At 66.2% G+C, this 21,453-nt stretch carries 21 protein-coding genes, 2 tRNA genes and 1 pseudogene; 9 read left to right on the top strand and 15 right to left on the bottom strand.

Annotation, left to right across the window (positions count from 1 at the left end):
• Positions 1 to 3: 3 nt before the first annotated feature.
• Positions 4 to 648: an aminodeoxychorismate/anthranilate synthase component II gene (locus tag OG921_RS17885; protein ID WP_266113839.1), complete on the bottom strand. Its 645-nt coding sequence runs from the start codon at positions 646 to 648 to the stop codon at positions 4 to 6.
• A 106-nt stretch (positions 649 to 754) separates the two neighbouring features.
• Positions 755 to 1,546, bottom strand: coding sequence for a DUF881 domain-containing protein (locus OG921_RS17880; RefSeq protein WP_266113838.1), 792 nt, complete (start codon positions 1,544 to 1,546; stop codon positions 755 to 757).
• Between the two features lie 122 nt (positions 1,547 to 1,668).
• Here OG921_RS17880 and crgA point away from each other — a divergent pair, with 122 nt between their 5' ends.
• Together crgA and OG921_RS17870 are read left to right on the top strand one after the other, a co-directional pair.
• Complete coding sequence (crgA, locus tag OG921_RS17875) at positions 1,669 to 1,932, top strand: cell division protein CrgA (protein ID WP_266113837.1); 264 nt, start codon at positions 1,669 to 1,671, stop codon at positions 1,930 to 1,932.
• A gap of 76 nt (positions 1,933 to 2,008) precedes the next feature.
• The gene (locus OG921_RS17870) at positions 2,009 to 2,512 is read left to right on the top strand and encodes a PH domain-containing protein (protein ID WP_266113836.1); all 504 of its coding nucleotides are present in this window, start codon (positions 2,009 to 2,011) and stop codon (positions 2,510 to 2,512) included.
• Positions 2,513 to 2,599: 87 nt separating this feature from the next.
• Here the strand turns inward: OG921_RS17870 and OG921_RS17865 are convergent, their stop codons facing one another.
• Together OG921_RS17865 and OG921_RS17860 are read right to left on the bottom strand one after the other, a co-directional pair.
• A complete protein-coding gene (locus OG921_RS17865; protein WP_266113835.1) occupies positions 2,600 to 3,508 on the bottom strand; it encodes a rhomboid family intramembrane serine protease in 909 nt (302 codons plus the stop codon).
• Positions 3,509 to 3,536: 28 nt separating this feature from the next.
• Positions 3,537 to 4,064, bottom strand: coding sequence for a peptidylprolyl isomerase (locus OG921_RS17860; RefSeq protein ID WP_266113834.1), 528 nt, complete (start codon positions 4,062 to 4,064; stop codon positions 3,537 to 3,539).
• A gap of 107 nt (positions 4,065 to 4,171) precedes the next feature.
• On the opposite strand from OG921_RS17860, the gene OG921_RS17855 reads away from it, so the two are divergent.
• Both OG921_RS17855 and OG921_RS17850 read left to right on the top strand, forming a co-directional pair.
• Positions 4,172 to 4,585, top strand: a complete 414-nt coding sequence (locus OG921_RS17855) for a hypothetical protein (protein ID WP_266113833.1) — start codon at positions 4,172 to 4,174, stop codon at positions 4,583 to 4,585.
• A 115-nt stretch (positions 4,586 to 4,700) separates the two neighbouring features.
• Complete coding sequence (locus OG921_RS17850) at positions 4,701 to 5,597, top strand: M56 family metallopeptidase (protein ID WP_266113832.1); 897 nt, start codon at positions 4,701 to 4,703, stop codon at positions 5,595 to 5,597.
• 121 nt (positions 5,598 to 5,718) lie between these two features.
• Here the strand turns inward: OG921_RS17850 and OG921_RS17845 are convergent, their stop codons facing one another.
• From OG921_RS17845 to OG921_RS17830, 4 genes are all read right to left on the bottom strand, one after another.
• Positions 5,719 to 7,959, bottom strand: coding sequence for an MMPL family transporter (locus OG921_RS17845; protein ID WP_266113831.1), 2,241 nt, complete (start codon positions 7,957 to 7,959; stop codon positions 5,719 to 5,721).
• A gap of 92 nt (positions 7,960 to 8,051) precedes the next feature.
• Positions 8,052 to 8,855 (bottom strand): ABC transporter permease, encoded by an 804-nt coding sequence (locus OG921_RS17840; RefSeq protein WP_266113830.1) that lies wholly within the window; start codon positions 8,853 to 8,855, stop codon positions 8,052 to 8,054.
• Positions 8,852 to 9,850 (bottom strand): ATP-binding cassette domain-containing protein, encoded by a 999-nt coding sequence (locus OG921_RS17835; RefSeq protein ID WP_266113829.1) that lies wholly within the window; start codon positions 9,848 to 9,850, stop codon positions 8,852 to 8,854. The genes OG921_RS17840 and OG921_RS17835 overlap by 4 nt, the downstream gene beginning before the upstream one ends.
• Before the next feature lie 419 nt (positions 9,851 to 10,269).
• The gene (locus OG921_RS17830) at positions 10,270 to 10,392 is read right to left on the bottom strand and encodes a hypothetical protein (protein WP_266113828.1); all 123 of its coding nucleotides are present in this window, start codon (positions 10,390 to 10,392) and stop codon (positions 10,270 to 10,272) included.
• Between the two features lie 26 nt (positions 10,393 to 10,418).
• Between OG921_RS17830 and OG921_RS17825 the strand changes: the two genes are divergently transcribed.
• On the top strand, positions 10,419 to 11,243 hold the full coding sequence (locus tag OG921_RS17825; protein WP_266113827.1) for a DUF5602 domain-containing protein: 825 nt from the start codon (positions 10,419 to 10,421) through the stop codon (positions 11,241 to 11,243).
• Here the strand turns inward: OG921_RS17825 and dinB are convergent, their stop codons facing one another.
• A complete protein-coding gene (dinB, locus tag OG921_RS17820; RefSeq protein WP_266113826.1) occupies positions 11,244 to 12,500 on the bottom strand; it encodes a DNA polymerase IV in 1,257 nt (418 codons plus the stop codon). It abuts the gene before it with no gap.
• A gap of 131 nt (positions 12,501 to 12,631) precedes the next feature.
• On the opposite strand from dinB, the pseudogene OG921_RS17815 reads away from it, so the two are divergent.
• Positions 12,632 to 12,962 (top strand): annotated as a pseudogene (locus tag OG921_RS17815) (transposase); the annotation flags it as partial.
• A 642-nt stretch (positions 12,963 to 13,604) separates the two neighbouring features.
• Here the strand turns inward: OG921_RS17815 and OG921_RS17810 are convergent.
• Positions 13,605 to 14,294 (bottom strand): hypothetical protein, encoded by a 690-nt coding sequence (locus tag OG921_RS17810; RefSeq protein WP_266113825.1) that lies wholly within the window; start codon positions 14,292 to 14,294, stop codon positions 13,605 to 13,607.
• Positions 14,295 to 14,365: 71 nt separating this feature from the next.
• On the opposite strand from OG921_RS17810, the gene OG921_RS17805 reads away from it, so the two are divergent.
• The 3 genes from OG921_RS17805 to OG921_RS17795 are packed head-to-tail and all read left to right on the top strand — an operon-like array spanning position 14,366 to position 15,874.
• Positions 14,366 to 14,698 carry a helix-turn-helix transcriptional regulator gene (locus OG921_RS17805; protein WP_266113824.1) on the top strand — a complete coding sequence of 111 codons (333 nt, stop codon included), beginning with the start codon at positions 14,366 to 14,368 and terminating at the stop codon, positions 14,696 to 14,698.
• Entirely contained in the window at positions 14,695 to 15,195 is a 501-nt protein-coding gene (locus tag OG921_RS17800) for an SRPBCC family protein (RefSeq protein ID WP_266113823.1), read from the top strand. The genes OG921_RS17805 and OG921_RS17800 overlap by 4 nt, the downstream gene beginning before the upstream one ends.
• Before the next feature lie 19 nt (positions 15,196 to 15,214).
• On the top strand, positions 15,215 to 15,874 hold the full coding sequence (locus OG921_RS17795; protein ID WP_266113822.1) for a hypothetical protein: 660 nt from the start codon (positions 15,215 to 15,217) through the stop codon (positions 15,872 to 15,874).
• Between the two features lie 6 nt (positions 15,875 to 15,880).
• Here the strand turns inward: OG921_RS17795 and OG921_RS17790 are convergent, their stop codons facing one another.
• The 5 genes from OG921_RS17790 to gyrA all read right to left on the bottom strand — a co-directional run bounded on the left by OG921_RS17790 (position 15,881) and on the right by gyrA (position 21,417).
• A complete protein-coding gene (locus OG921_RS17790; protein ID WP_266113821.1) occupies positions 15,881 to 17,386 on the bottom strand; it encodes an NAD(P)/FAD-dependent oxidoreductase in 1,506 nt (501 codons plus the stop codon).
• A gap of 150 nt (positions 17,387 to 17,536) precedes the next feature.
• Positions 17,537 to 17,609: transfer RNA gene (locus OG921_RS17785), tRNA-Ala, on the bottom strand.
• A gap of 191 nt (positions 17,610 to 17,800) precedes the next feature.
• Positions 17,801 to 17,877 (bottom strand) — tRNA-Ile (locus OG921_RS17780).
• A gap of 82 nt (positions 17,878 to 17,959) precedes the next feature.
• A complete protein-coding gene (locus OG921_RS17775) occupies positions 17,960 to 18,901 on the bottom strand; it encodes a DUF3566 domain-containing protein (protein ID WP_266113820.1) in 942 nt (313 codons plus the stop codon).
• Positions 18,898 to 21,417, bottom strand: coding sequence for a DNA gyrase subunit A (gene gyrA, locus OG921_RS17770; RefSeq protein ID WP_266113819.1), 2,520 nt, complete (start codon positions 21,415 to 21,417; stop codon positions 18,898 to 18,900). The genes OG921_RS17775 and gyrA overlap by 4 nt, the downstream gene beginning before the upstream one ends.
• Positions 21,418 to 21,453: the final 36 nt, after the last annotated feature.

Genomic DNA, 21,453 nt, shown 5'->3' with positions numbered 1-21,453 from the left:
CGCTCAGTAGTTGGCGAGCGCGTTCATCTCGGCCTCGAGCGTGCGCACCAACGCATCCGAAGGCCGCTGCCCGCAGACCGCGAGCCAGTTCGCCAGCATCCGGTGCCCGCCCTGGGTCAGCACCGACTCGGGGTGGAACTGCACCCCGTGGATCGGTAGCTCGCGGTGTCGCATCGCCATCACGATGCCGCTCTCGGTGCGGCCGGTGACCTCGAGTTCCGCGGGGATCGTCTCCGGCAGCACCGTCAGCGAGTGGTAGCGAGTCGCGACGAACGGGTCTGGCAATCCGGCCAACACGCCCAGCCCGTCGTGATGCACCCGGCTCGTCTTGCCGTGCAGCAGTTCCGGCGCCCGGTCGACGGTGCCACCGAACACCGCGCCGATGGCCTGGTGACCGAGGCACACGCCGAGCAGCGGCGTCGTGGTCCTCGCACACGCCGACACCAGGTCCATGCTGGCGCCTGCGCGCTGCGGCGTCCCCGGCCCGGGACTGATCAGCACGCCGTCGAATTCTGCCGCGACCGACTCGGGATCGGCGAGCTCGGGCACGTCGTTGCGCCAGACCACGGCGTCCGTGCCGAGCTGGCCCAGGTACTGCACCAGGTTGAACACGAAGCTGTCGTAGTTGTCGACAACGAGAATCCGCATAGACCAAGGGTAGGCGACCCGCGATCTTCGCTTACTGTCCCGCTAGCGCACCGGCTGTCGCTTCGAGCCGGACGCTAGCGCGCCGGCTGTCGCTTCGAGCCGGACGCTAGCGCGCCGGCTGTGCAAACCGCACCGGGCTCGGGTCGGTCTCGGCCGGGACGGTGAGGTCGTCGCGCACCTCGACGGCGAAGCCGAGACCGTACTTTGCCACGTACTGCCGGAACGTGCGCACGCCCGGCTCGGCATCGAGCGCGGCGAGCAGCTTGGTGGGGTCACCGAGCGCAATGAGCCGGTACGGCGGGCTGTAGGTCCGTCCGTGCAGCAACAACGTATTGCCGATGCACCGCGGTGCCGAAGTCCCGACAATCCGCTGGTCCTGCATTCCGATCGCGCTCGCGCCGCCCGCCCACAGCGCGTTGAGCGCGCTTTGCACGTCCTGCTGATGCACCACGAGATCGTCCGGTGTCGCGTCGGCCGGATAGTTTCCGCCCGTGTCGCGGGCGGCGTCGGTGAGCGTCACCACGACGCCGGTGCCGTGTTGCTCCGCGAGCAGCGCGCTGGCCGTGAGGTCGTCCGATTGGGCAAGTAGATCGGCAACCTCGCGATCCGAGGTGGCCACGTCGCGTTGCATTTGCGCCACCCGATCGGCGAGGGCGTCCCGCTCTCGTAGCGCACTGTCCGAGTCGGTCTGCGCGGCGCGCACCAGATCCGACAACCGGCCCGAGTCGCTGCTGCGCAACTCGTTGCCGTGCGAGGCGGTCCGGGTGATCGCGAGCAGCAGTCCGGCCACCACGAGCACCACAAGTACGAGCACTTTCCAGGCGCGCGAGCCGTGCGCCGACCGACCGGTTTCAATCGCACTCGGATCCCCGTCGCGAGCTTCCGGACGGGCCGTCATAGCAGCTACGTTAGCCTTTGAGGGCACGCCGCGATGTGATCGATAGCCCCGCGACCCGTGCCGGGGGACCGCGCGCACGACCGCGTCGCAGCGCTCGAGCAGCCGAAAGGGTGAAGGACGTCATGCCGAAGTCGAAAGTCCGGAAGAAGCCGGACTACAACAACAACGCCGCCAGCCGCACGCCGGTGAAGGTGAAGGCCGGCCCGTCGCCGGTGTGGTACGTCGCGATCATGCTCGGCTTCATGCTGGCCGGCCTGATCTGGTTGATCGTCTACTACCTCGCGGCCGAGCAGATCAGCTGGTTGAACGATCTGGGTGCCTGGAACTTCGCCATCGGCTTCGGTCTCATGGTGATTGGCCTGGTCATGACCATGCGGTGGCGTTGAGCGAGCTCGCGAACCCCAGCCGAATTACACATCTGTCATTCATGCACACTGTGGACTCCGCCTGTGGATAACGCCCATGTCGGGTGATTTCGCACCCGCCGATTCCACAGGTGACCGGCCACCGAGTTGGTCCACGCCGACCACCGCACTCGTCGCGGTACTTGTCGGCGGCGTCGCCCTCTCGGCGGCAGCGCTGCTGGTGGACAACGAACCGGCCGGGCGGCTGCTGATCGGGCTGGCCGCGTTCGGTCTGCTCGTGATCGCCGCCCTGGGGTTTCGTCAGCGGCCACGCCTTGCTGTGGTCGGGGACCGGCCGGCCCGGCTGGCGGTGCGCCGACTGAGTGGCACCGAGAGTTACGAAGCAGGCCAGATCGAGCGGGCACGCGTCGTGCGCTATCCGCGGCTCGGTCGGCGGGTGCCGATGCTCGAACTGGAGGTGCGCCCCGCCGGCGAAACCGCACTCACCGATGGCGCGGCGACCGACACCCGGCTACTGATCTACGGCCGCTGGGACCTCGGAACGGCCCCGGAAGATGTGCTCGACGAGCTGCGGCGGTACGGTCTCGCGCGCCGCGACTAGCTGCGGGTCCCACGTGTGTGATTTCTTCCACACTGTGGATGACAGCTGTGGATAGTTCGCCTGACTACCGACCTTTGCCAAGGCTGGTCATAGACCCAGGTTCTCGCGGATCGTCGCGATCCGAATCACGATCACGATGACGGCGAGCAGCGCCACGGCGCCGAGCGAGGCCCAGCCGATCGCACGCTGACTCGCCGGGCTCCCGCCGGGGTGCAGCCAGCCGGGAACGAAGAGCAGGCCGAGGGCCGCGGCGGTGCCTGCTGCCAGCCCACCCAGGTGGCCCCACAGCGAGATGCCCGGCGTCGCGACGCTGATGACCACGTTGATGACGATGATCGCGACGATCGGTCCCGGGTTCTGACGCAACCGCCACAGCACGATGCCAAGGGCACCGAACAGGCCGAAGATCGCACCCGACGCGCCTGCGGTGACTGCGTTCAACTCGAATGTCATGACCGCGGCGGATCCGCCCAGGATGCTGATGAAGTACACCGCGAGGTACCGGGAGCGGCCGAGCACCCGCTCGACATCACGCCCCACCACCCACAGCGCGAACATATTGACCGCGAGATGCAGCGGTCCGTAATGCAGAAAGCCGCTGCCGACCAGCCGGACAAGCTGGCCGTCGGCGACCGCGGGCGGCCACAGCGCCCAGGCCCGGAACAGCGCCGACCCGCGATCGTTGTCGACGGGGCTGCCTGCCTGGAGCGCCGTGACCGCGAAAACCACGACGTTGATCGCGATCAGCGCGTAGGTGATGACGGGGGTGAACCCGGTCGACATGCTTGCGCCGGCCACCGTGCGAGGTTGCCGGATGGTGCGCGCGCCCGAGCGGACGCAATCCACACACTGGTAGCCGACGGCTGCTTCACGCAGGCACTCCGGGCAGGCCGGACGCCCGCACCGGACACAGGTCAGTGCGGTGGGGCGATCCGGGTGCCGGACGCAACGCGGCATGGGCGGCCCGCCGGGCGGGTAGCCGCCTGGTTGAGTCATTGCGAAACCGTCGTCAGGGAACGAGGAGTCAGGAAATCGTGATGCTGTTGATCACGACCTCGTCCTTCGGCCGGTCGCGACCGTCGACCGAGGTGGTGGCGATCGCGTCGACCACCTTCTGCGACTCCGGGTCGACGACCTCGCCGAAGATCGTGTGTCGCCGGTTCAGGTGCGGGGTTTGCCCGACGGTGATGAAGAACTGCGAACCGTTGGTGCCCGGTCCCGCGTTCGCCATCGCGAGCAGGTAGGGGCGATCGAACTGCAGTTCCGGATGGAACTCGTCATCGAACTGGTAGCCCGGGCCACCTGCGCCGGTTCCGGTCGGGTCGCCACCCTGGATCATGAATCCGGAGATGACCCGGTGGAACACCGCGCCGTCGTAGAACGGGCCGTCGGTGGTGCCGGCGGCATTCTTGGTCGAGTAGTCCTTCGAACCATCGGCGAGGCCGACGAAGTTCGCGACGGTCTTCGGCGCGTGGTTGCCGAACAGAGCGATCTGAATATCGCCGTGGTTGGTGTGCAGCGTTGCCGTAGCGGTCTTGTTGGGGGAAGTCACGCCTTCATCGTGCCATTCCGCCTATCCCGCGCTGCGCCCGATCGGCAGAACCCGCCTCGCCGGGCGTGCTTGGTTTGTGGCGCGCCCGGCTGTGGAAAGGTGGAGACATGGCGCGCAGCAAAGACAAGAACGAGAGATCGTCGGCCGGCAGCTACGCGAGCGCGCTCGGGCGCGCGGGGTCGGGCGCAGTCGATGTCGGCCGCGGCGCGGGCACGTTGGCCCTCCTCGCGACGCGCGACGCCGTGGTCCTCGGTCGCGCAGGCCTCAACAAGACGCTGGCCGTCCGGACCGCCCGCGTCGCCACCCGGCCGGTCCGCAGCACGAAGACCCGCAATCGGCTGATCGCCGGCGGCGTCCTGGTGACGCTGCTCGCCGCCGGCGGGTTCGCGTTCCGCTGGCTGCGCAGCCAGAACGAGCAGCCAGAGCCTGCCGCGGCGCCGCCGTCGGTGCACGACGTGTCGACCAACGGCTCGGCGCCGGCTCGCACCGATGCCACAGCCAAGGGCGCTCAGCCCCGGTAGCTCCAGTTCCCGGTCACTGCACCGAGATCACGATCCGTACTCGTTCTCCGGTCCATTCACGTGCCCTCGGGCACGATGGAGACATGTCCCGCCCGCCCGGTGTCCCGTCGCGCGCATGATGATGCACGCGATCCATCATGTCGGCGCCGTCCTGGCGGCGATCCTCACGATGGGCGCGTTGCTGGGCCGCTCCTGGCAGTACCGCTGCCCGCACGTCGCGGTGCTGCTGTGGCAGGCGGCGGTGGTGTCGTTCGGCATCGGCATGGTCGGCCTGCTACTCGCGGCGGGTCTTTCCCCCGAGCTCGGCGCGCCGGCACCGGCGCTCCGATCGCTGTGGCTGCACGGCACACCGTCGATGCATCCGCTGCGCTGGCTGGCGGTGGTGGCCGGTGTCGCGCTCGCCTGCTGGATCGCCTTCACGGTGGTGGCGTTGGCCTGGGATACCACCCGTCGGCGCATGCGGGTGCGCTCGCTGCTCGCCCTCGTCGGCACCCACGACGCCGCGGTGGACGGCGTCGAAGTGCTGCAGCACCCGGATCTCACGGCCTACTGCGTGCCCGGCTGGCATCCCCGCGTCGTGGTCAGTTCCGGAACGATCGCCACCTTGCGCGCCCCCGAACTGCGCTCGGTGCTCGCCCACGAACGAGCGCATGCACGAGAGCGCCATGATCTGGCGCTGCTGCCAATGGTCGCGGCGTCGCGCACGCTCGGACACTCCCGCCTTGGTCGCGCCATCCGCGCGGAGGTGACGCTGCTGGTGGAGATGTGCGCCGACGAGTCCGCCGCCCGCGAGTGCGGGCGCACCGAACTGGCCCGCGCGCTACGCCGCTTCGGCGACCGGGCCAACAGCGCACCGGGCGGAGCGCTCGGCGCCACGGCGGGGGTGCAGTCGCGCTGCGCCCGTCTCGAGGACCCGCCTGCGCCGCTGCCCGGCATTGCCATCGCGGCGCTGCTGGCGATCGCAGACGCACTGGTCGTGCTGCCGACCGTGTTGCTGCTCGTGCAGCCCTGACCGTTGCTGCGGAGCACAGCTCCGAGCTGCTGCGGAGCACAGCTCCGAGCTGCTGCGGAGCACAGCTCCGAGCTGTTGCGGAGCACAGCTCCGAGCTGTTGCGGAGCACAGCTCCGAGGTCTCAGTCCCGACCGGATGCCAGCTTGGACGGCCACCAGATGAACTTGCCGATATCCGCCGACAGCGCGGGCACCAGCACGCTACGCACGAGGAGGGTGTCGAGCAGCACGCCGAAGGCCACCGCGAACCCGACCTCGGCGAGGAATACCAGCGGCAGTGTGCCGAGCACCGCGAAGGTCGCGGCGAGCACGCATCCCGCGGAGGTGATGACGCCGCCGGTCACCGCGAGGCCCCGGCGGATTCCGTCCCGAGTACCGAACCCGAACGTCTCTTCCCGCACCCGGGTCATCAGGAAGATGTTGTAGTCGATGCCCAGCGCGACCAGGAAGACGAACACGAAGAGCGGAAACGATTGATCGGATCCGGCGAACCCGAAGATGTGCTCGAAGACGAAGGCGCTCACGCCCAGTGCCGCCGCGAAGGACAGCACGACCGACGCGATCAGCAGAATCGGCGCGATCAACGCGCGCAGCAGCAGCGCGAGTACCAGGAAGATCACCGCGAGCACGATCGGAATGATCAGGTTGCGGTCATGAATGGCTGCGGATTGCACGTCCACCGTCTCGGCAGTGCTACCACCGACCAGGACGTCCGCGTTCGGCAGCGCGTGCAACTCCGTGCGGAGGCGCTCGATGGTCTCCGTCGCCTCGGGCGAGTCGTACGGGTCCACCAGGATCGCGTTGACGATAGTCCGGCCGTCGATCGGCTGGACCTGCAACTGCGGCGGCAGGCATCCCGGTGCAGACCCCTCCGGCGGCGCGCCGCCGAACTGCTTGGCCAGGTCGGCGAGCTTCGCAATGTCGGGCTGGATGCATACCGAGCCAGCCGAGTTGGATACGCCCGGATCGCCCTCGGCGACGCGGACAACGTCGTCGACGGCGGCGGCATTGGTGACGATCACGGCTGGTGCGCCGGCGCCGCGATCGAAGTTTGCGTCGTAAAGCTGCTGCCCGACGATGGCTTCGGGCTCGTTGGTGAAGCTCTCCATCGAGGTCAGCCCGCTGGTGTCGAGCATCGAGATGCCGAGTGCGCCGATGAACAGCACCACGGTGGCACCGATCCAGGCCGGTCGGCGCCGATTCACGACCGTGTTGGCGATCCGGCCCCAATAACCGTGCGTGGCTAGGTCGGCCACGTGGTCGGTGCGCGGGATGCGCGGCCAGAACACCCAGCGTCCCACCGCGGCCAGGGCAACCGGCAGGAACGTCATCATCACCAGCACCGTGCACGCAATACCGATGGCCGCAACCGGGCCGAGGCCCTTGTTCGAGTTCAGCTCGGAGAAGGTCAGGCAGAGCAGACCAACCATGACGGTGAGCCCGGATGCGAAAATCGCTGCTGCGCAGCCCTTCCACGCCGCGATCATTGCGTCGAACCGATTGTCGAATTCGTGCAGTTCCTCCCGGTATCGCGCCACGAGCAGCAGCGCGTAGTCGGTGCCGGCGCCGATCACAAGCACCGAGAGGATGCCCTGGCTTTGCCCGTTGAGGGTGATCACGTCGTGCTTGGCGAGGTAGTAGATCACCATCGACGCGATACCGAGGGCGAGTACCGCGGACAGCAACGGGAAGATCCACAACACCGGCGAGCGGTACACCACCAGCAGAATCAAGATCACGACGCCGAGCGCCGCGAGTAGCAGTGGCCCGTCAATGGCGCTGAAGACTTCGATGAAAGCGGCGAGCAGGCCGGCGGGGCCCGCTGGGTACACGCCGAGGCCGTTGTCCTGGCTTACCGCCTGCGTCGCTGCGTCCAACACGGCGGTTTCGGTGGCCGACAGTTCGTCGCCGGTGGTCTCGACCCCGCTCTGTTTGCCGATCAGCGGCACAAGCAGTGAGGCAGTGGTGTTGTCGGCGGAGAATTGTGGGCGCAGCACCCCGGACGCGTCGACGCCCGGCACCGCCATCACCGCCTCCTGCGCCGCGGCGATATCCGCGCGGTCGGCCTCGGTCAGTCCCGAATCACGGTTGAAGACAACGAAACCCGGAACGTTCCGGATCGTGAGGAACTTGTCGGCCTCGGTACTGGCCTTGGTCGACTCCGCCGAGCCCGGTAGGAACGCCGCATTGTCGTTCTTCGACACCTCGGAAAGCTTGGCCTGGAACGAACCGCCGAAGCCACCGAGGAAGAAGACCACGATGGCCACGGCGAGTGCGGTGAATACCGGCCAGCCGCGGCGCGGTCGCGGCGGCTGAGAGCTGTCTCGGCTCGTGCTGTCGACATCGGTGGCTGCGCGGTCCATCGGTGATCTCCCTCGGGTGGTTTGCCGAAAGCCTAGTTCCGTAGCGGGACATCTGGGTTACCCAACCGCCTCGAGCAGAGCGGCCGAATAGCTCAGCGGCTCACTGCCTTCTGGTACCGCTTGATCGCAAGTGGCACGAAGACCACCAGGATCAGCGCCGTCCATAGCAGCGAGGCGAGGATGGCGTTCTGCATCGGCCACGCGTCCGGCACAGGCATCGCAGGGCTGGTATTGCCCATCAGTTCGCGGGTGGCCTGAGTGACTGCCGAAACCGGGTTCCAATTCGCAATGGTCTGCAGCACCGGTGGTAGCTGGCTGGTGTCGACGAAGGTGTTGGCGACGAAGGTGAGCGGGAAGATCACCATGAAGCTCGCGTTGTTGTACACCTCCGGCGTCCGGATCCACAGGCCCACCACCGCCATCACCCACGAGAGCGCGTAGGCAAAGACCAGCAGGAGCGCGAAGCCGCCCAGCGCCTCGAGCGCCGAGGAGTTGATCCGCCACCCGACCAGCAGGCCCGTCAACGACATAACGACGAGGCTGATGACATTGATCAGAACGTCGCTCGAGGTCCGTCCGACCAGTACCGCGGACGGTGCCATTGGCAGCGACCGAAAACGGTCGATGATGCCCTTCTGCATGTCCTCGGCGAGACCGAGGCCCGTCCAGGTGGCGCCGAAGATCACCGTCTGGGTGAAGATGCCCGCGATCAAGTATTCGCGATACGACATTCCGGGGATCTCGATCGAACTGCCGAAGATGTAGGCGAACAGCAGCACGAACATCACCGGCGACAGCAGGGTGAAGACGATGAGGTCCGGGACGCGCTTGATCTTGATCAGGTTGCGTTTGGCGATCGTGGTGCCGTCGGTCGCGGCCATCAGCACGGCGTTCATCGGGTCAGCTCCTTTTCGCGCGAAGTGGCGGCCTCGCCGTCCGATTCCTCGGCCTCCTCGGTACTGCGCCCGGTGAGCGAAAGGAATACGTCGTCGAGGGTGGGCCGGCGCAGGCCGACGTCGTGCAGCTTGATGCCCCGGTCGTTGAGCAGGCCGATGGCGGACACGAGGTCGGCCGATCCCCCGCCGATCGGCACGGTCACGCGTCTGGTTCCGATGTCGGTCTGGATGTCGCCGCAGGCGATCCGGACGAGCGCCTCCCGTGCGGTCTCGAGTTCGGCCGCGTCGGAGACGACGAGTTCGATTCTTTCGCCGCCGACCCGCGCCTTCAGTTCGTCGGCGGTGCCGCGGGCGATGATCGTGCCGCGGTCGATGACGACGATCGAATCCGCCAGCCGTTCGGCCTCCTCCATGTACTGCGTCGTGAGCAGCAACGTCGTGCCGCCTGCGACGAGTGCGGAGATCACTTCCCAGAGGTCGAGCCGGGCGCGCGGGTCCAGACCCGTGGTCGGCTCGTCGAGGAAGAGCACCCGTGGATTGGCGACCAGGGCGCCGGCCAGATCGAGGCGACGGCGCATGCCACCGGAGTAGCCCTTCACCGGGCGATCCCCGGCCTCGACGAGGTCGAACTGTTCGAGCAGCTCGCGGGCGCGGGCCTTACTGCGTTTGACACCCATGTGGTACAGGCGTCCCACCATTTCCAGGTTCTCGAACCCGGTCAGGTACTCGTCGACCGCGGCGTACTGGCCGGACGCTCCGATGTGTTCGCGCAGGGTGCGGGGGTTGGCCACGACGTCGATGCCGGCGACAGTGGCGTGACCGGAATCGGGCACGATCAACGTGGTCAGCACCCGGACGGTGGTGGTCTTGCCGGCGCCGTTCGGGCCGAGCATCGCCAGCACCGAACCCTCCGGCACCGCGAGATCGATCCCGTCGAGCGCAGTTACGTCGCCGTATCGCTTGACCAGGCCTTCGGCGAAGATTGCGTCGGTCATGCCTCGTTCCTCCCGTTCGGGATGCGGACTATGTCTCAAATGCCGTTGTGGTCTCAATGCCTTTGTGGTCTCAATACTGTTCGGATCAGAAGCCGCCGTGGATCAAAGCCGTTGTGGAAGAGACTGCCCGGCAATGCGGTCAATCACTGTCCGCGTTCCGCGCGAATGTCGGATTCGCCGGTTTCCTCTTCGTCAAGCCTCTACTGGAACGTCGAATTGGGCCACTCCTTTTCGACATCTTCCCCTCGGCCACCGACAACCAATTGGACAAATGTGCCCGCCGTGCGGCAGAGGCCGCACGACTCACAGCCAAGGCGAACTGGCCGAATGACAGGACAAACCAGGCAACGTCACGCATCATGGTGGGATCACCGAACTTGGTGCCGGTGGAGTGGGCTGAAACGGGGATCGGACCTGTTTCATCGCTGTGTCTCGGGTCGCCCAGCGAGCACGCGGACGACCATGGCGAGCATCGTGACTGCCTGCTCGTCCCGACCCCGGGCTGCGCCGATCTCCGCACCGGCCGCTCCCGGCTCCCCCACCCCACCTTCCTCCCGAGGTGACCTGCATGCCTTTCCTTCCTCCACGCGTTCTCGGCGGACTGCTCGCCGCCGTCGCGCTCACCGTTCCCGTGGCCTGTAGCGACGATGATTCCGGCACCGAAGCTGCGCCGAACACCTTCTACGGCCCCTCCGAGGACCTCGGCGATGGCACGGTCAGGACTTTCACGACCGTGGACGCCGAGGGAAATCCCACCACCGTCGGTGTGCGATTCTCGGCCGCGAGTATGGACAACCTGACCACCGCGGTCATCACCGATCCGACTGCGCCACCGCCGCCGGGAACGATGATGATGATCGACTTCCCCGATCAAGCGTCCGGCACGGTGTTCAACCACGTGATGGTCGACTGGAACGCGCAGGGCCATCCGCCGGTCGGGGTGTTCGATAAACCGCATTTCGACGTGCACTTCTACATGACCGATATGGCCTCGGTGATGGCGATCAACCCGACGAATCCGGACTTCGCCGCCGAGGCCGCGAATCTTCCTCCGCAACAATATGTCCCGCAGGACTATGTGCCCGACCCCGATGGACCGGTTCCGGTGATGGGAGTGCACATGTTCGACAGCACCGAGGCCGTTGTACCGGGCCAGTACGACTTCACCGAGGTGCTGATCAACGGAGCCTGGAACGGCAACTACACCTTTATCGAACCGATGATCACCCGCGATTACCTGATGACCAAGCCGACCGTGCACGAGGAACTCAAGCAGCCCGAGGCGTTCCAGAAGTCGGGCTACTACCCGACGACCTACGACATCACCTTCGATGAGGAGAACCAGGAGTACGTCATCGCGCTGGGTGGTCTCACCGCGCAAACCGCCTCCTGATCAGTCCGGCAGGAGAGGCACGCTCATCCCCTGATCGCGGCCGAGCAGGGCCGCGCGGGTCACCACTGCCGACCCGAACCGGTCGCGCAGGTCATCCAGCGTGGTGTCGAGTTGGCCGCCGGCATACGGGTCGAACGGCAGCACGAGCTGCACGGCGGTGTCATCGTCGAGGTTGCTCAGCGTCAGCCCGATCAGGGTGATTCCCTTCGTGTGGATGAGCGGCATAGCGTCGGCGAGCAGCCGCCTGGCCGCGATGCGGATCGTTTCCGTGTTCGCAGTCGGCTCGGCGAGCGTGTGCGAGCGGGTCGCGCGGGTGAAATCGTCGAACCGCAACCGCAACACCACGGTTCGGCATACCCGGTGGGCGGCCCTGATACGTTTGCCGAGCCGGTCCGCGGTCCCGTCGAGCATCGCCTCGATTTCGGCGTCCGCACGAAATCGGCGTCCGAGCGCGCGCTGTGACCCGATCGAGCGGCGCCGTCGTCCGGTCTCCACCCGGCGCGGATCCTGGGCCCACGCCAACGCGTACAGGTGTCGGGCCGAGCCGCGGCCGAGGATCGAGACCAGACCGCGCTCACCGAGATGGGCCAGCTGACCGACGGTTGTGATGCCGTGATCGCGCAGCTTCGCGGACGTGACCACACCGACGCCCCACAGTCTTTCCACCGGTAGCGGGTGCAGGAAGTCGAGTTCGCCGCCGGGTGGAACCTCGAGCAGCCCATCGGGTTTCGCGACGGCGCTGGCGACCTTGGCGACGAACTTGGAACAGGCGACCCCGACCGTGATCGGCAGCCCGACCTGTTCGCGGATGTCGTTGCGCAGTTTTGCCGCGATGTCGACGGGATGCCCGGCGATGCGGCGTAACCCGCCCACATCGAGGAACGCTTCGTCGATCGAGATGCCTTCGACGATCGGCGTGGTCTGCTCGAAGACCTCGAATACCGCCTTGCTCGCCTCGGAGTAAGCGGCCATTCGCGGCCGGACGACGACTGCCTGGGGACACAGCTCGAGCGCCTGCCTACCTCCCATCGGGGTGCGCACGCCGTAGGCCTTCGCCTCGTAGCTCGCGGCGAGCACGACTCCGCCGCCGACGATCACCGGCCGGCCACGCAGGCTTGGGTCGTCCCGCTGCTCCACCGAGGCGTAGAACGAGTCGAGGTCGGCATGCAGAATCGTCGCCTCCCCACGCGCGAGGATTCGCTCCCGCCGCTCGCGTGGCTGTCGAACCGGCGGTTCTGCACTCTCGGACACGAACATATGTTCGCATCGGGGTCCGACATGATGGAAGCGCGTTACCGCGTAGGTCGTGACTCCGGGTCTGACTGACGCCCTACTGGGCTGACTTCAAACCTGATCTGTCCGGCCTGCGTTGTGCGCGTCTCGAGGCGTCGTTCCCGAAAGTGGCTGCGATGATGGCCGGCGCCAAGACCGACGTCTTGGCGTTCGCCGCGTTCCCGCGGGCGCATTGGCAGAAGATCTGGTCGAACAATCCGATCGAGCGATTGAACAAGGAAATCAAGCGTCGCGACGATGTCGTGGAAATCTTCCCGAACCCGGCCGCGTTTCTGCCTGGCGACCGCGGTCGTGATCGAAGCCCACGACGAATGGCAAGTGACCCGCCGTTACCTCTCCGAGGTCTCCATAGCCGAACTCGAGAAAGTCATCGCCGCCAAACAACGAGCTGCCGAACCGGTCCGCGGCCAGCGCCAGATCGCCTAGCATTCACCACGACTCGTTGATCACCGGCGTGGTCCACGCCGATCCGAAGTCCACCACTCAGCGGGGCGCTGTCCAGCCCGCGGAACCCTGATTGCACGTGTGAAACATATGGACTCCTGATTGAATTCGTGTTGCAATATCCCCGTACCCGAAAAGTAACCGACCCCAGACGGAGAGAACCTTGTCTCAGAGAACCTTCACGTTTGAAAAGTTCGCTTTTGGCAGCGTTGGGAACGACGTGGGCAGTGCCATTGTTAATCAGGGCAACTCTTCGGGAATCCTGACCCCGTTGGGGCTGTTCCTCCCCGGGTCTGGTTCCTTCGGATTCTAGGTAGGTCGGGACAATTTGTGATGTCAATGGAAGTTGTCCCGGTCGGTATTGGTAAGCCTCTGTGACGGGCGAAGGCCTCCGGTTGTGAAGTGAAGCTGTCGAGAATCCGCTTCATCAAGCAGGAGGCCTTCGTGGCCCACGCTAACGCTGGGTTGACGCAGCGCGCTCGTTTGAACGCTTACTCAGCTCATCGCCGAGCAGGGTTGGACTACCGACCTGCGCCCGGCCCGGCAAGGCAAGAACATCACAATCACCGCCGCTGCCAATCACTTCGGGATCTGGCCCACCGTGATCTCCCGCGCAGCGCCTCGCTATTCGGCTCGACCGGTGTAGAACGCCTCGACCACGCGCTGCGTCGTCAGCTGCCCTGTGATCCAGCCGTACTCGACGGACCACTGGCTCGCCGATTCATCGATACCGCCGCCCTCCGGCGGACCCCAGATCGCCGCATCGCCGGCCGCGTCACAGCTGTAGTAGCCGACGTAGTCGGGATGGGATTCCGGCGCGGACCAAGCACCGCCGACGCGCAGCCGGCATTTGTCGCCGTTGTCGAGCACGAGCCCGATCGGACGCGGGTCCGCCGGTGCAGTGACGGCCGCGATGGCACCGGCGACGGCGTACTCGACGACGGTGTTCGAGAACGGATCGATAAGGCAGAGGGCTTGGCCCGGATCGTCGGCGGCGAAGCAGGTGTCCGCGGCGGCCGCGTTGGGTGTGCACCGAACGATGTCGTCGCTGACGGCGCTCGGCGACGACTCCGGGTACGAGCAGTCGATGGATCCGCCGGTCCTGCCGGGGTCCACCCGCCAGCCGCGCGCAGGAAATCCATCGGCGTCCACCGGCTCGAGCACTGTGGTGCGCGTATCTCGTTCGTGGGCATCGGATTTCGTGCCGTCTTCGGCCACCCCGATTGCGGTTCCGGTGATCACGCGGTCGCCCATTCCGCACCCCGTCAGGCCGGTTGCCAGCAGAGCCAGCACCGCCACGATCGCTCTGCGCATATCCGTGTTTACCACTTGGGTCTCGATGAGTTGGGTTGACAGGCCTGCGACACCGCGCGATACTGAACTTGATGGTTCAGTATAACGATCTCAACGCCTCGTTCGCAGCGCTCGCCGATCCCACCCGACGCGGGATCCTCGAGCATCTGCAGCGGGGACCGGCGTCGATCACCGATCTCGCCGCCCGCTTCGACATGACGCTGACCGGCATGAAGAAGCACGTCAAGCTCCTCGAGGAGGCCGGCATGGTCGAGAGCGAGAAGCAGGGACGGGTGCGGTACTGCCGGCTCGGCGCCAACCCGCTCGACCGCGAGGCGGCGTGGATTCGCGACTACCGGGTCGTCGTACAGGAGCGACTGGATCATCTCGAAAAGTTCCTCGACCGAACGGAGCCAAGCCAATGACCTCGAACAGCGTGACCTCGAACAGCACAACCACGAACAAGGCGGAACTGACCACCCCCGGCGATCGGGACTTCCACGTCGAGCGCACTTTTGCCGCGTCCCGCGACCGCGTCTGGGCTGCCTACACCGAGCCCGAACTGCTCGCGCAGTGGTGGGGCCGTGGCAACCCGCTCGACATCGAAAAGTGGGAGTTCGAGACGGGCGGCCATTGGCGCTTCGTCGAACACCACGACGGCGGCACCGACGGATTCGAGGGCCGTTTCGGCGATATCGACCCGAAGGAACTGATCGAGTTCACCTTCGAATGGGACGGGATGCCCGCGCACCCGTGCCTGGAGACCACACGGTTCGTTGATCTCGGCGACGGACGCACCCAGGTCGTGATCGATGATGTGTTCTTCCTCGCCGAGGAACGCGACGCCATGCTTTCCACCGGAATGGAGGGCGGGATGAACGAGTCCTACGCCGCACTCGACGCCCTGCTCGCGCGAGGGTGACTTGGTCGGTGACCTCCTGGTGACCTCGCGGCCGCTCGCGGAGTACCGGGCGATGTTCGCGCTCACCGACGACGACCTGCGCCGGTCCATGCTCGACTGCGCGGGCGGAGCCGCGTCGTTCACCGCGGAGGTTCGCGGCCTGGGTGGGCAGGCCACCGCGTGCGACCCGTCCTACGCCACCGGCGCCGATGCACTCGCCGAGCTCACGGCTCGGGAAACCCGGCGCGGCAACGACTACGTTCGGGCGCACGCCGATGAGTACGTCTGGACCCATTTCACCGACCCCGACGACCATCTCGCGCAGCGCGCCGACGCGGGCCGGCGGTTCGTCGCCGATTACACCGCCCACCGGGAGCGCTACGTACACGGGTGGTTACCGGAACTTCCCTTCGCGGACAACGCATTCGAGTTGGTTCTGTGCTCGCACTTGCTGTTCAGCTACGCCGACCGGCTCCCGTTCGAGTTCCACCGGGCGGCAATCGCAGAGTTGTCCCGGGTGGCCGAGCGGCAGGTGCGGATCTTCCCGCTCCTGGCGATGGGGCTTCAGCGTTACGAACGACTCGGGGAGCTGCGGGCCGCACTCGCCACAGCGGGCATCGGCACCGAAATTCGTTCGGTCGACTACGAATTCCAGCGTGGTGCCGACGCCATGTTGGTCTGTCGGCCGATCGGGTGCTGAGCCTGCTCAGCCGAAAGCGTAGGAGCTCAACGGGAATCGCTCCGCCTCGCGGAATGCGTTGATCGTCGAGGTGGGTCGCAGGATGACGGCCTCGCCGTGCTTATTGAAGTAATAGCTGCGCGAGGTCTGGCACGACCCGAGGTTGAACACCGAGTCGCCGAGACGCTCGGTCATCCGGTCGAGGAACTCCGCATTGGCGTGCTCGGTCACTTCGAACGTGCCGGCCGCACGGCGTTGCAGTTCGCCGAGCAGTCGGGCAATATGCCGCATCTGCGATTCGATGGTGGTGAAGTAGGACAGCCCACTATAGGAATACGGGCTCGCGAGGGTGAGGAAGTTCGGGAAGTACGGCACCGTGACGCCCTCGAAGGCCTGGAACCGATTGTCACGCCACCACTTTCCGAGATTGCGCCCGTCGCGTCCGATCACCTCGATCGCCGGAAAGTTCACGTCCCACAGATTGAATCCGGTGGCCAGGATCAACGTGTCGATATCGGTGCGCTCCCCGTCCGCGGTGACGACCGCGTCCGGTTCCACCCGATCGATGGTGCCGGTCTCGAGCCGGACGTGCGGTTTGTTGAAAGTGCGAAAGTAGTCGTTCGAGAATGTCGGTCGCTTGCAACCGAAGTCGTAGTCGGGCGTGAGTTTGCGGCGCAGTTCCGGATCACGGACCTGACTCCGCAGGTGTGCCCGGGCGAGCGTGGCCGCACCCTTGTTGAACAGTTTCGCCTGGCGGTAATGCAGCACGCCGGTGACCATCATCGCCTCGAGCAGGCTGGTGTTGACCAACCGTGCTACCCGCTGGGTCAACGGTATTCGCGCGAACATCCGCTGAACAGGGCTCGGGATCGGGCCATCGATCTTCGGCACGACGTAGATGGGTGTTCGTTGGAATACCGTCAGCTCGTCGACGAGTTTCGCGACTTGCGGGACCAGTTGCACCGCAGTCGCGCCGGTGCCGATCAACGCCGCGCGCTTGCCGTGCAGGTCGATGGTGTCGTCCCAGGCCGCGGTATGGATGATCGTGCCGGCGAAGGTATCGATCCCAGGGATGTCCGGGGTGTGCGGCTGCGACAGGAACCCCGTCGCGGTGAGCAGGAAGCGTGCGTTGATCGATTCGCCGCCCTCGACCGATACCACCCAGTGCTCAGCGTCGGCATCCCAGCGCGCGCCCGCTACCGCCGTCGAGAACCGCATGTGCCGACGCAGGTCGTAGGTTTCGGCGACGTGCTCGGCGTAGCGCTTGAGTTCGGCGCCCGGTGCATACAACCGCGACCAGTACGGGTTGGGCTCGAAAGAGTACGAGTACGTCATCGACGCGATGTCCACGGCCAAGCCGGGGTATTTGTTGACGTGCCAGGTCCCGCCGAGATCGGCTTCCCGCTCGACGATCACGAAATCGTCGATACCGAGCCGCTGCAACGCGATCGCCGCGCCCATGCCGCCGAACCCGGCTCCGACGATCACCGCGTCGTGCCGAGTGGAAGTAAGTGTGACGTTTGGTTGCATCATTCTCCCCCTAAAAAGGGAGGCTAGCACCGTCACGGGCCGCTGCCCAGGGTGTTCCGGCCACGAAGGTGGCCATCCTGGCATGGCCGATTCGCAGACAAAACGCCCTATCCGAGTCCGTTCATGAAACGAGATTCGGATAGGGCGCGTCTGTGGAGCCTAGGGGAATCGAACCCCTAACCCCTGCCTTGCAAAGGCAGTGCTCTGCCAATTGAGCTAAGGCCCCTCGAGCCGGTCGAAAGCGATCCGCTCAACCGGTTGTTGCATCGTGCCAGACATCTGCCCCAGTACGCCGCGCGCGTAGCTTCAGCAATCCAGCGGCCACCACACCGACAACGGTGACCACGACGATAAACCTCACTCGCCCAACTTTACTGGTGCGGTCCGGATGCTGCGTCACCGGGGGTTCAGAGATTTTGGTGGGCCTAGGAGGACTTGAACCTCCGACCTCTTCGTTATCAGCGAAGCGCTCTAACCGCCTGAGCTATAGGCCCGTACCGAGTCCCGGTGGCGTGTTCCACCACCCTGGACCGAGGCACGAGATTACCGCACCGGAGTGCGAAGAACCAAAACTGGTCAGTCCGGGTCGGCGAGGGTCACCTGGATCCCGCCGACGAGGTCGGAACACTGGTTGTAGATGAACGACCCGATGGTCGCCAACGCGGTCAGCAGCACCGCGTTGATCAGGCCGACGGCCGCTGCGTATCCGAAGACCTGACCTGCGGAAACGAGCCCACCCGAAGAGCCGTCGGAGACGATGTCGGTGAAGGCGTTGTTCAGCCGCTCCCACACGCCCATGCCGTCGAGCACGACGTAGAGCAGCCCGACCGCGACCATCCAGACCAGAAACAGCGCGGCGGATATGACCAACGACACCTGCAACGTGGTCCACGGGTCGATGCGCCGCAGTTGGACAGTCGCGCGCAGCGGGTCGGGACTGGTCGCCGCAGCCGTTGCCGTGGGCCGGGCGGTCTCGCGCGGCACCGGCTCCGGCTCTGCCGCCATCGGGTGGCGGGCGGTCGACAGGTCGGGCATGTCCTTGGCCAGCTTGGGGCGAACCAGGTTCCGGGTGGGTCCGTCGATCACCGCGGCCTTGGTGCGGTTGACCTGCTTCTGCGCGGCGCGCTCGACGTCGCTCGGTGCGCGCCCCGGTTGAGCCGGACGCGCTGGACGCGTGGTGTCGGACGTGCCATTACTGGCCGATGGGGCTGCCGCTCCCTGCCCCGGCTGCTCCTGCCCGGATGTGGGACGGCCGATGACCGGCGCCCGACCGGGCCGGTGCAGGTTGGTTTGCGGCTCGCGCTGCCACGGCGGCGTCGCGGCGGGTCGCGGGGCCGGCTCCGGCCGGCCGACCTGCGGCATGGCCTCGGTGGGCGGCTGCGCCTCGCGTTCGGGTTGCTGGGGCCCCGCGGTGGTGTCGGTCGTCACCGGCCGTGGCTGCGGCGGGCGCGAACCCGACGGTGCCCCGCGGTTCTGTGCCCGGCGCTGTTCGTCACTCGGCTGGTTCGGAGTGCTCACTTGGACTCCTTGGCTGGGTCGTCGCCGGCGTCGGCGACCTCGTCGGGCTCGTCGGCGTTACGAGCTATCGCGAGCAGAGTGTCACCCTCTCCGAGATTCATCAAACGCACACCCTTGGTCTGTCGGCCGGCCTTGCGGACCTGCTTCGCGGCGGTGCGGATAACACCACCACCCGAGGTGATCGCATAGAGCTCGTCTTCATCGTCGACGATCACCGCACCAACCAGGTTGCCACGCCTCGAGTCGTACTGAATCGTCAACACGCCCTTACCGCCGCGTCCCTGCGCCGTGTACTCGCCGATCGCGGTGCGCTTGGCATACCCGCCGGCAGTCGCGACCAGCAGATACGTATCTGCCCGGACGACGTTCAGCGAAAGCAGCTCGTCGTCCTCGTTGAACCGCATGCCCTGTACGCCCGAGGTGGCCCGGCCCATCGGCCGCAGGACCTCGTCGGTCGCGGAGAACCGGATCGACTGCCCCTTGGCCGAGACCAACAGCAGGTCTTCCTCTGCGGAGCACAGCACGGCACCGACCAGTTCGTCATCCCCGCGCAGATTGATCGCGACGATGCCGCCCGACCGGTTCGAGTCGAAATCGGTGAGCTTGGACTTTTTCACCAGGCCGTTTCGGGTCGCGAGCACCAGGTACGGCGCGTCCTCGTAGGTCTTGATCTTGATGACGCCCTGGATACGCTCATCGGGCTGGAAGGCGAGCAGGTTCGCCACGTGCTGTCCACGCGCGGTGCGACTCGCCTCCGGCAGCTCGTAGGCCTTTGCCCGGTAAACGCGGCCCTTGGTGGTGAAGAACAGCAGCCAGTCGTGGGTGGAGCTGACGAAGAAGTGGCTGACGATGTCGTCCTGCTTGAGACCCGCGCCCTGCACTCCCTTGCCGCCCCGCTTCTGCGAGCGGTACAGATCGGTCCTGGTGCGCTTCGCGTAGCCGGTCTCGGTGATGGTGACGACGACGTCCTCACGAGCGATCAGATCCTCGTCGGCGACATCACCGTCCGCCGGGACGATCCGGGTGCGGCGGTCGTCGCCGAACTTCTCGACAACCTCCTTCAGCTCATCGCGCACGATCGCGCGCTGGCGTTCCGGTTTTTCCAGGATGTCCTTGAGGTCGGCGATCTCGGCCTCGATCTTGGCCAACTCGTCGACGATCTTCTGCCGCTCCAGCGCGGACAACCGGCGCAGCTGCATATCGAGGATCGCGGTGGCCTGAATCTCGTCGATGTCGAGCAGGTCCATCAGCCCGGTCCGTGCGGACTCGGTGTCGGGCGAGCGGCGGATCAACGCGATGACCTCGTCGAGCGCGTCGAGCGCCTTGACCAGGCCGCGCAGGATGTGGGCCCGCTCCTCGGCCTTGCGCAGCAGGTAGCGGGTGCGTCGGATGACGACGTCCAACTGGTGCTCGACGTAGAGCCGGATCATTTGGTCCAGCCGCAGTGTGCGCGGCACGCCGTCGACGATCGAGAGCATGTTCGCGCCGAAGCTGGTCTGCAGCTGGGTGTGCTTGTAAAGGTTGTTCAGCACCACCTTCGCGACCGCGTCGCGCTTGACCGTGACGACGATGCGCATCCCGGCGCGGTCCGAGGACTCGTCGTGGATGTCGGAGATACCGGCGATCTTGCCGTCCTTGACCTGCTCGGCGATCGCATTGATGAAGTTGTCGGTGTTGACCTGGTACGGCAGCTCGGTAATGACGATGGTGGTGCGTCCGCGGCTGTCCTCTTCGATCTCGACGACGCCGCGCATCCGGATGGAGCCGCGACCGGTGGTGTACGCGTCGTGAATGCCCTGGCTTCCGACAATCAGCCCGTAGGTGGGGAAGTCCGGGCCCTTGACCCGCTCCATGCACGCCGCCAGGGTGGCTTCCTCATCGGCCTCGTGATTGTCCAGCGCCCAATAGATCGCCTCGGCGAGTTCGGTGAGGTTGTGCGGTGGAATATTCGTCGCCATACCGACCGCGATGCCGTTGGACCCGTTCATCAACAGGTTCGGCACCCGGCTCGGCAGCACCGTCGGCTCTTGCGAGCGACCGTCGTAGTTGGCAATGAAATCGACTGTCTCGTGGTCGATTTCGCGCAGCATCTCCATCGCGAGCGGAGTCAACCGGCATTCCGTGTACCGCATGGCTGCTGCGCCGTCGTTGCCGCGGGAACCGAAGTTGCCCTGGCCGTCGACGAGCGGATACCGCAGCGACCACGGCTGGGCCATCCGGACCAGGGTGTCGTAGATCGACGCGTCGCCGTGCGGGTGGTAGTTACCCATCGTCTCGGCGACCGGGCGGGCGGACTTCACATAGCCGCGGTCGGGGCGATAGCCGTTGTCGTACATTGCGTAGAGCACCCGGCGGTGCACCGGCTTGAGCCCGTCACGGACGTTGGGCAGCGCACGGCCGACGATCACGCTCATCGCGTAATCGATGTAGCTGTTCTGCATTTCGTTCTGGATGTCGACAGGCTCGATGCGATCGCCCGGGGGGCCCCCAACCGGCGGCAGCGTGGTGTCGGTCATGAATTCTCCTTACCCGCGGGGGCGGAGCCTTCCCGC

The organism is Aldersonia sp. NBC_00410 (assembly GCF_026342035.1).
Classification (GTDB): domain Bacteria; phylum Actinomycetota; class Actinomycetes; order Mycobacteriales; family Mycobacteriaceae; genus Aldersonia.
Note: the sequence above shows the minus strand (reverse complement) of the source record. Positions and strands in the feature narration are given on the sequence as shown.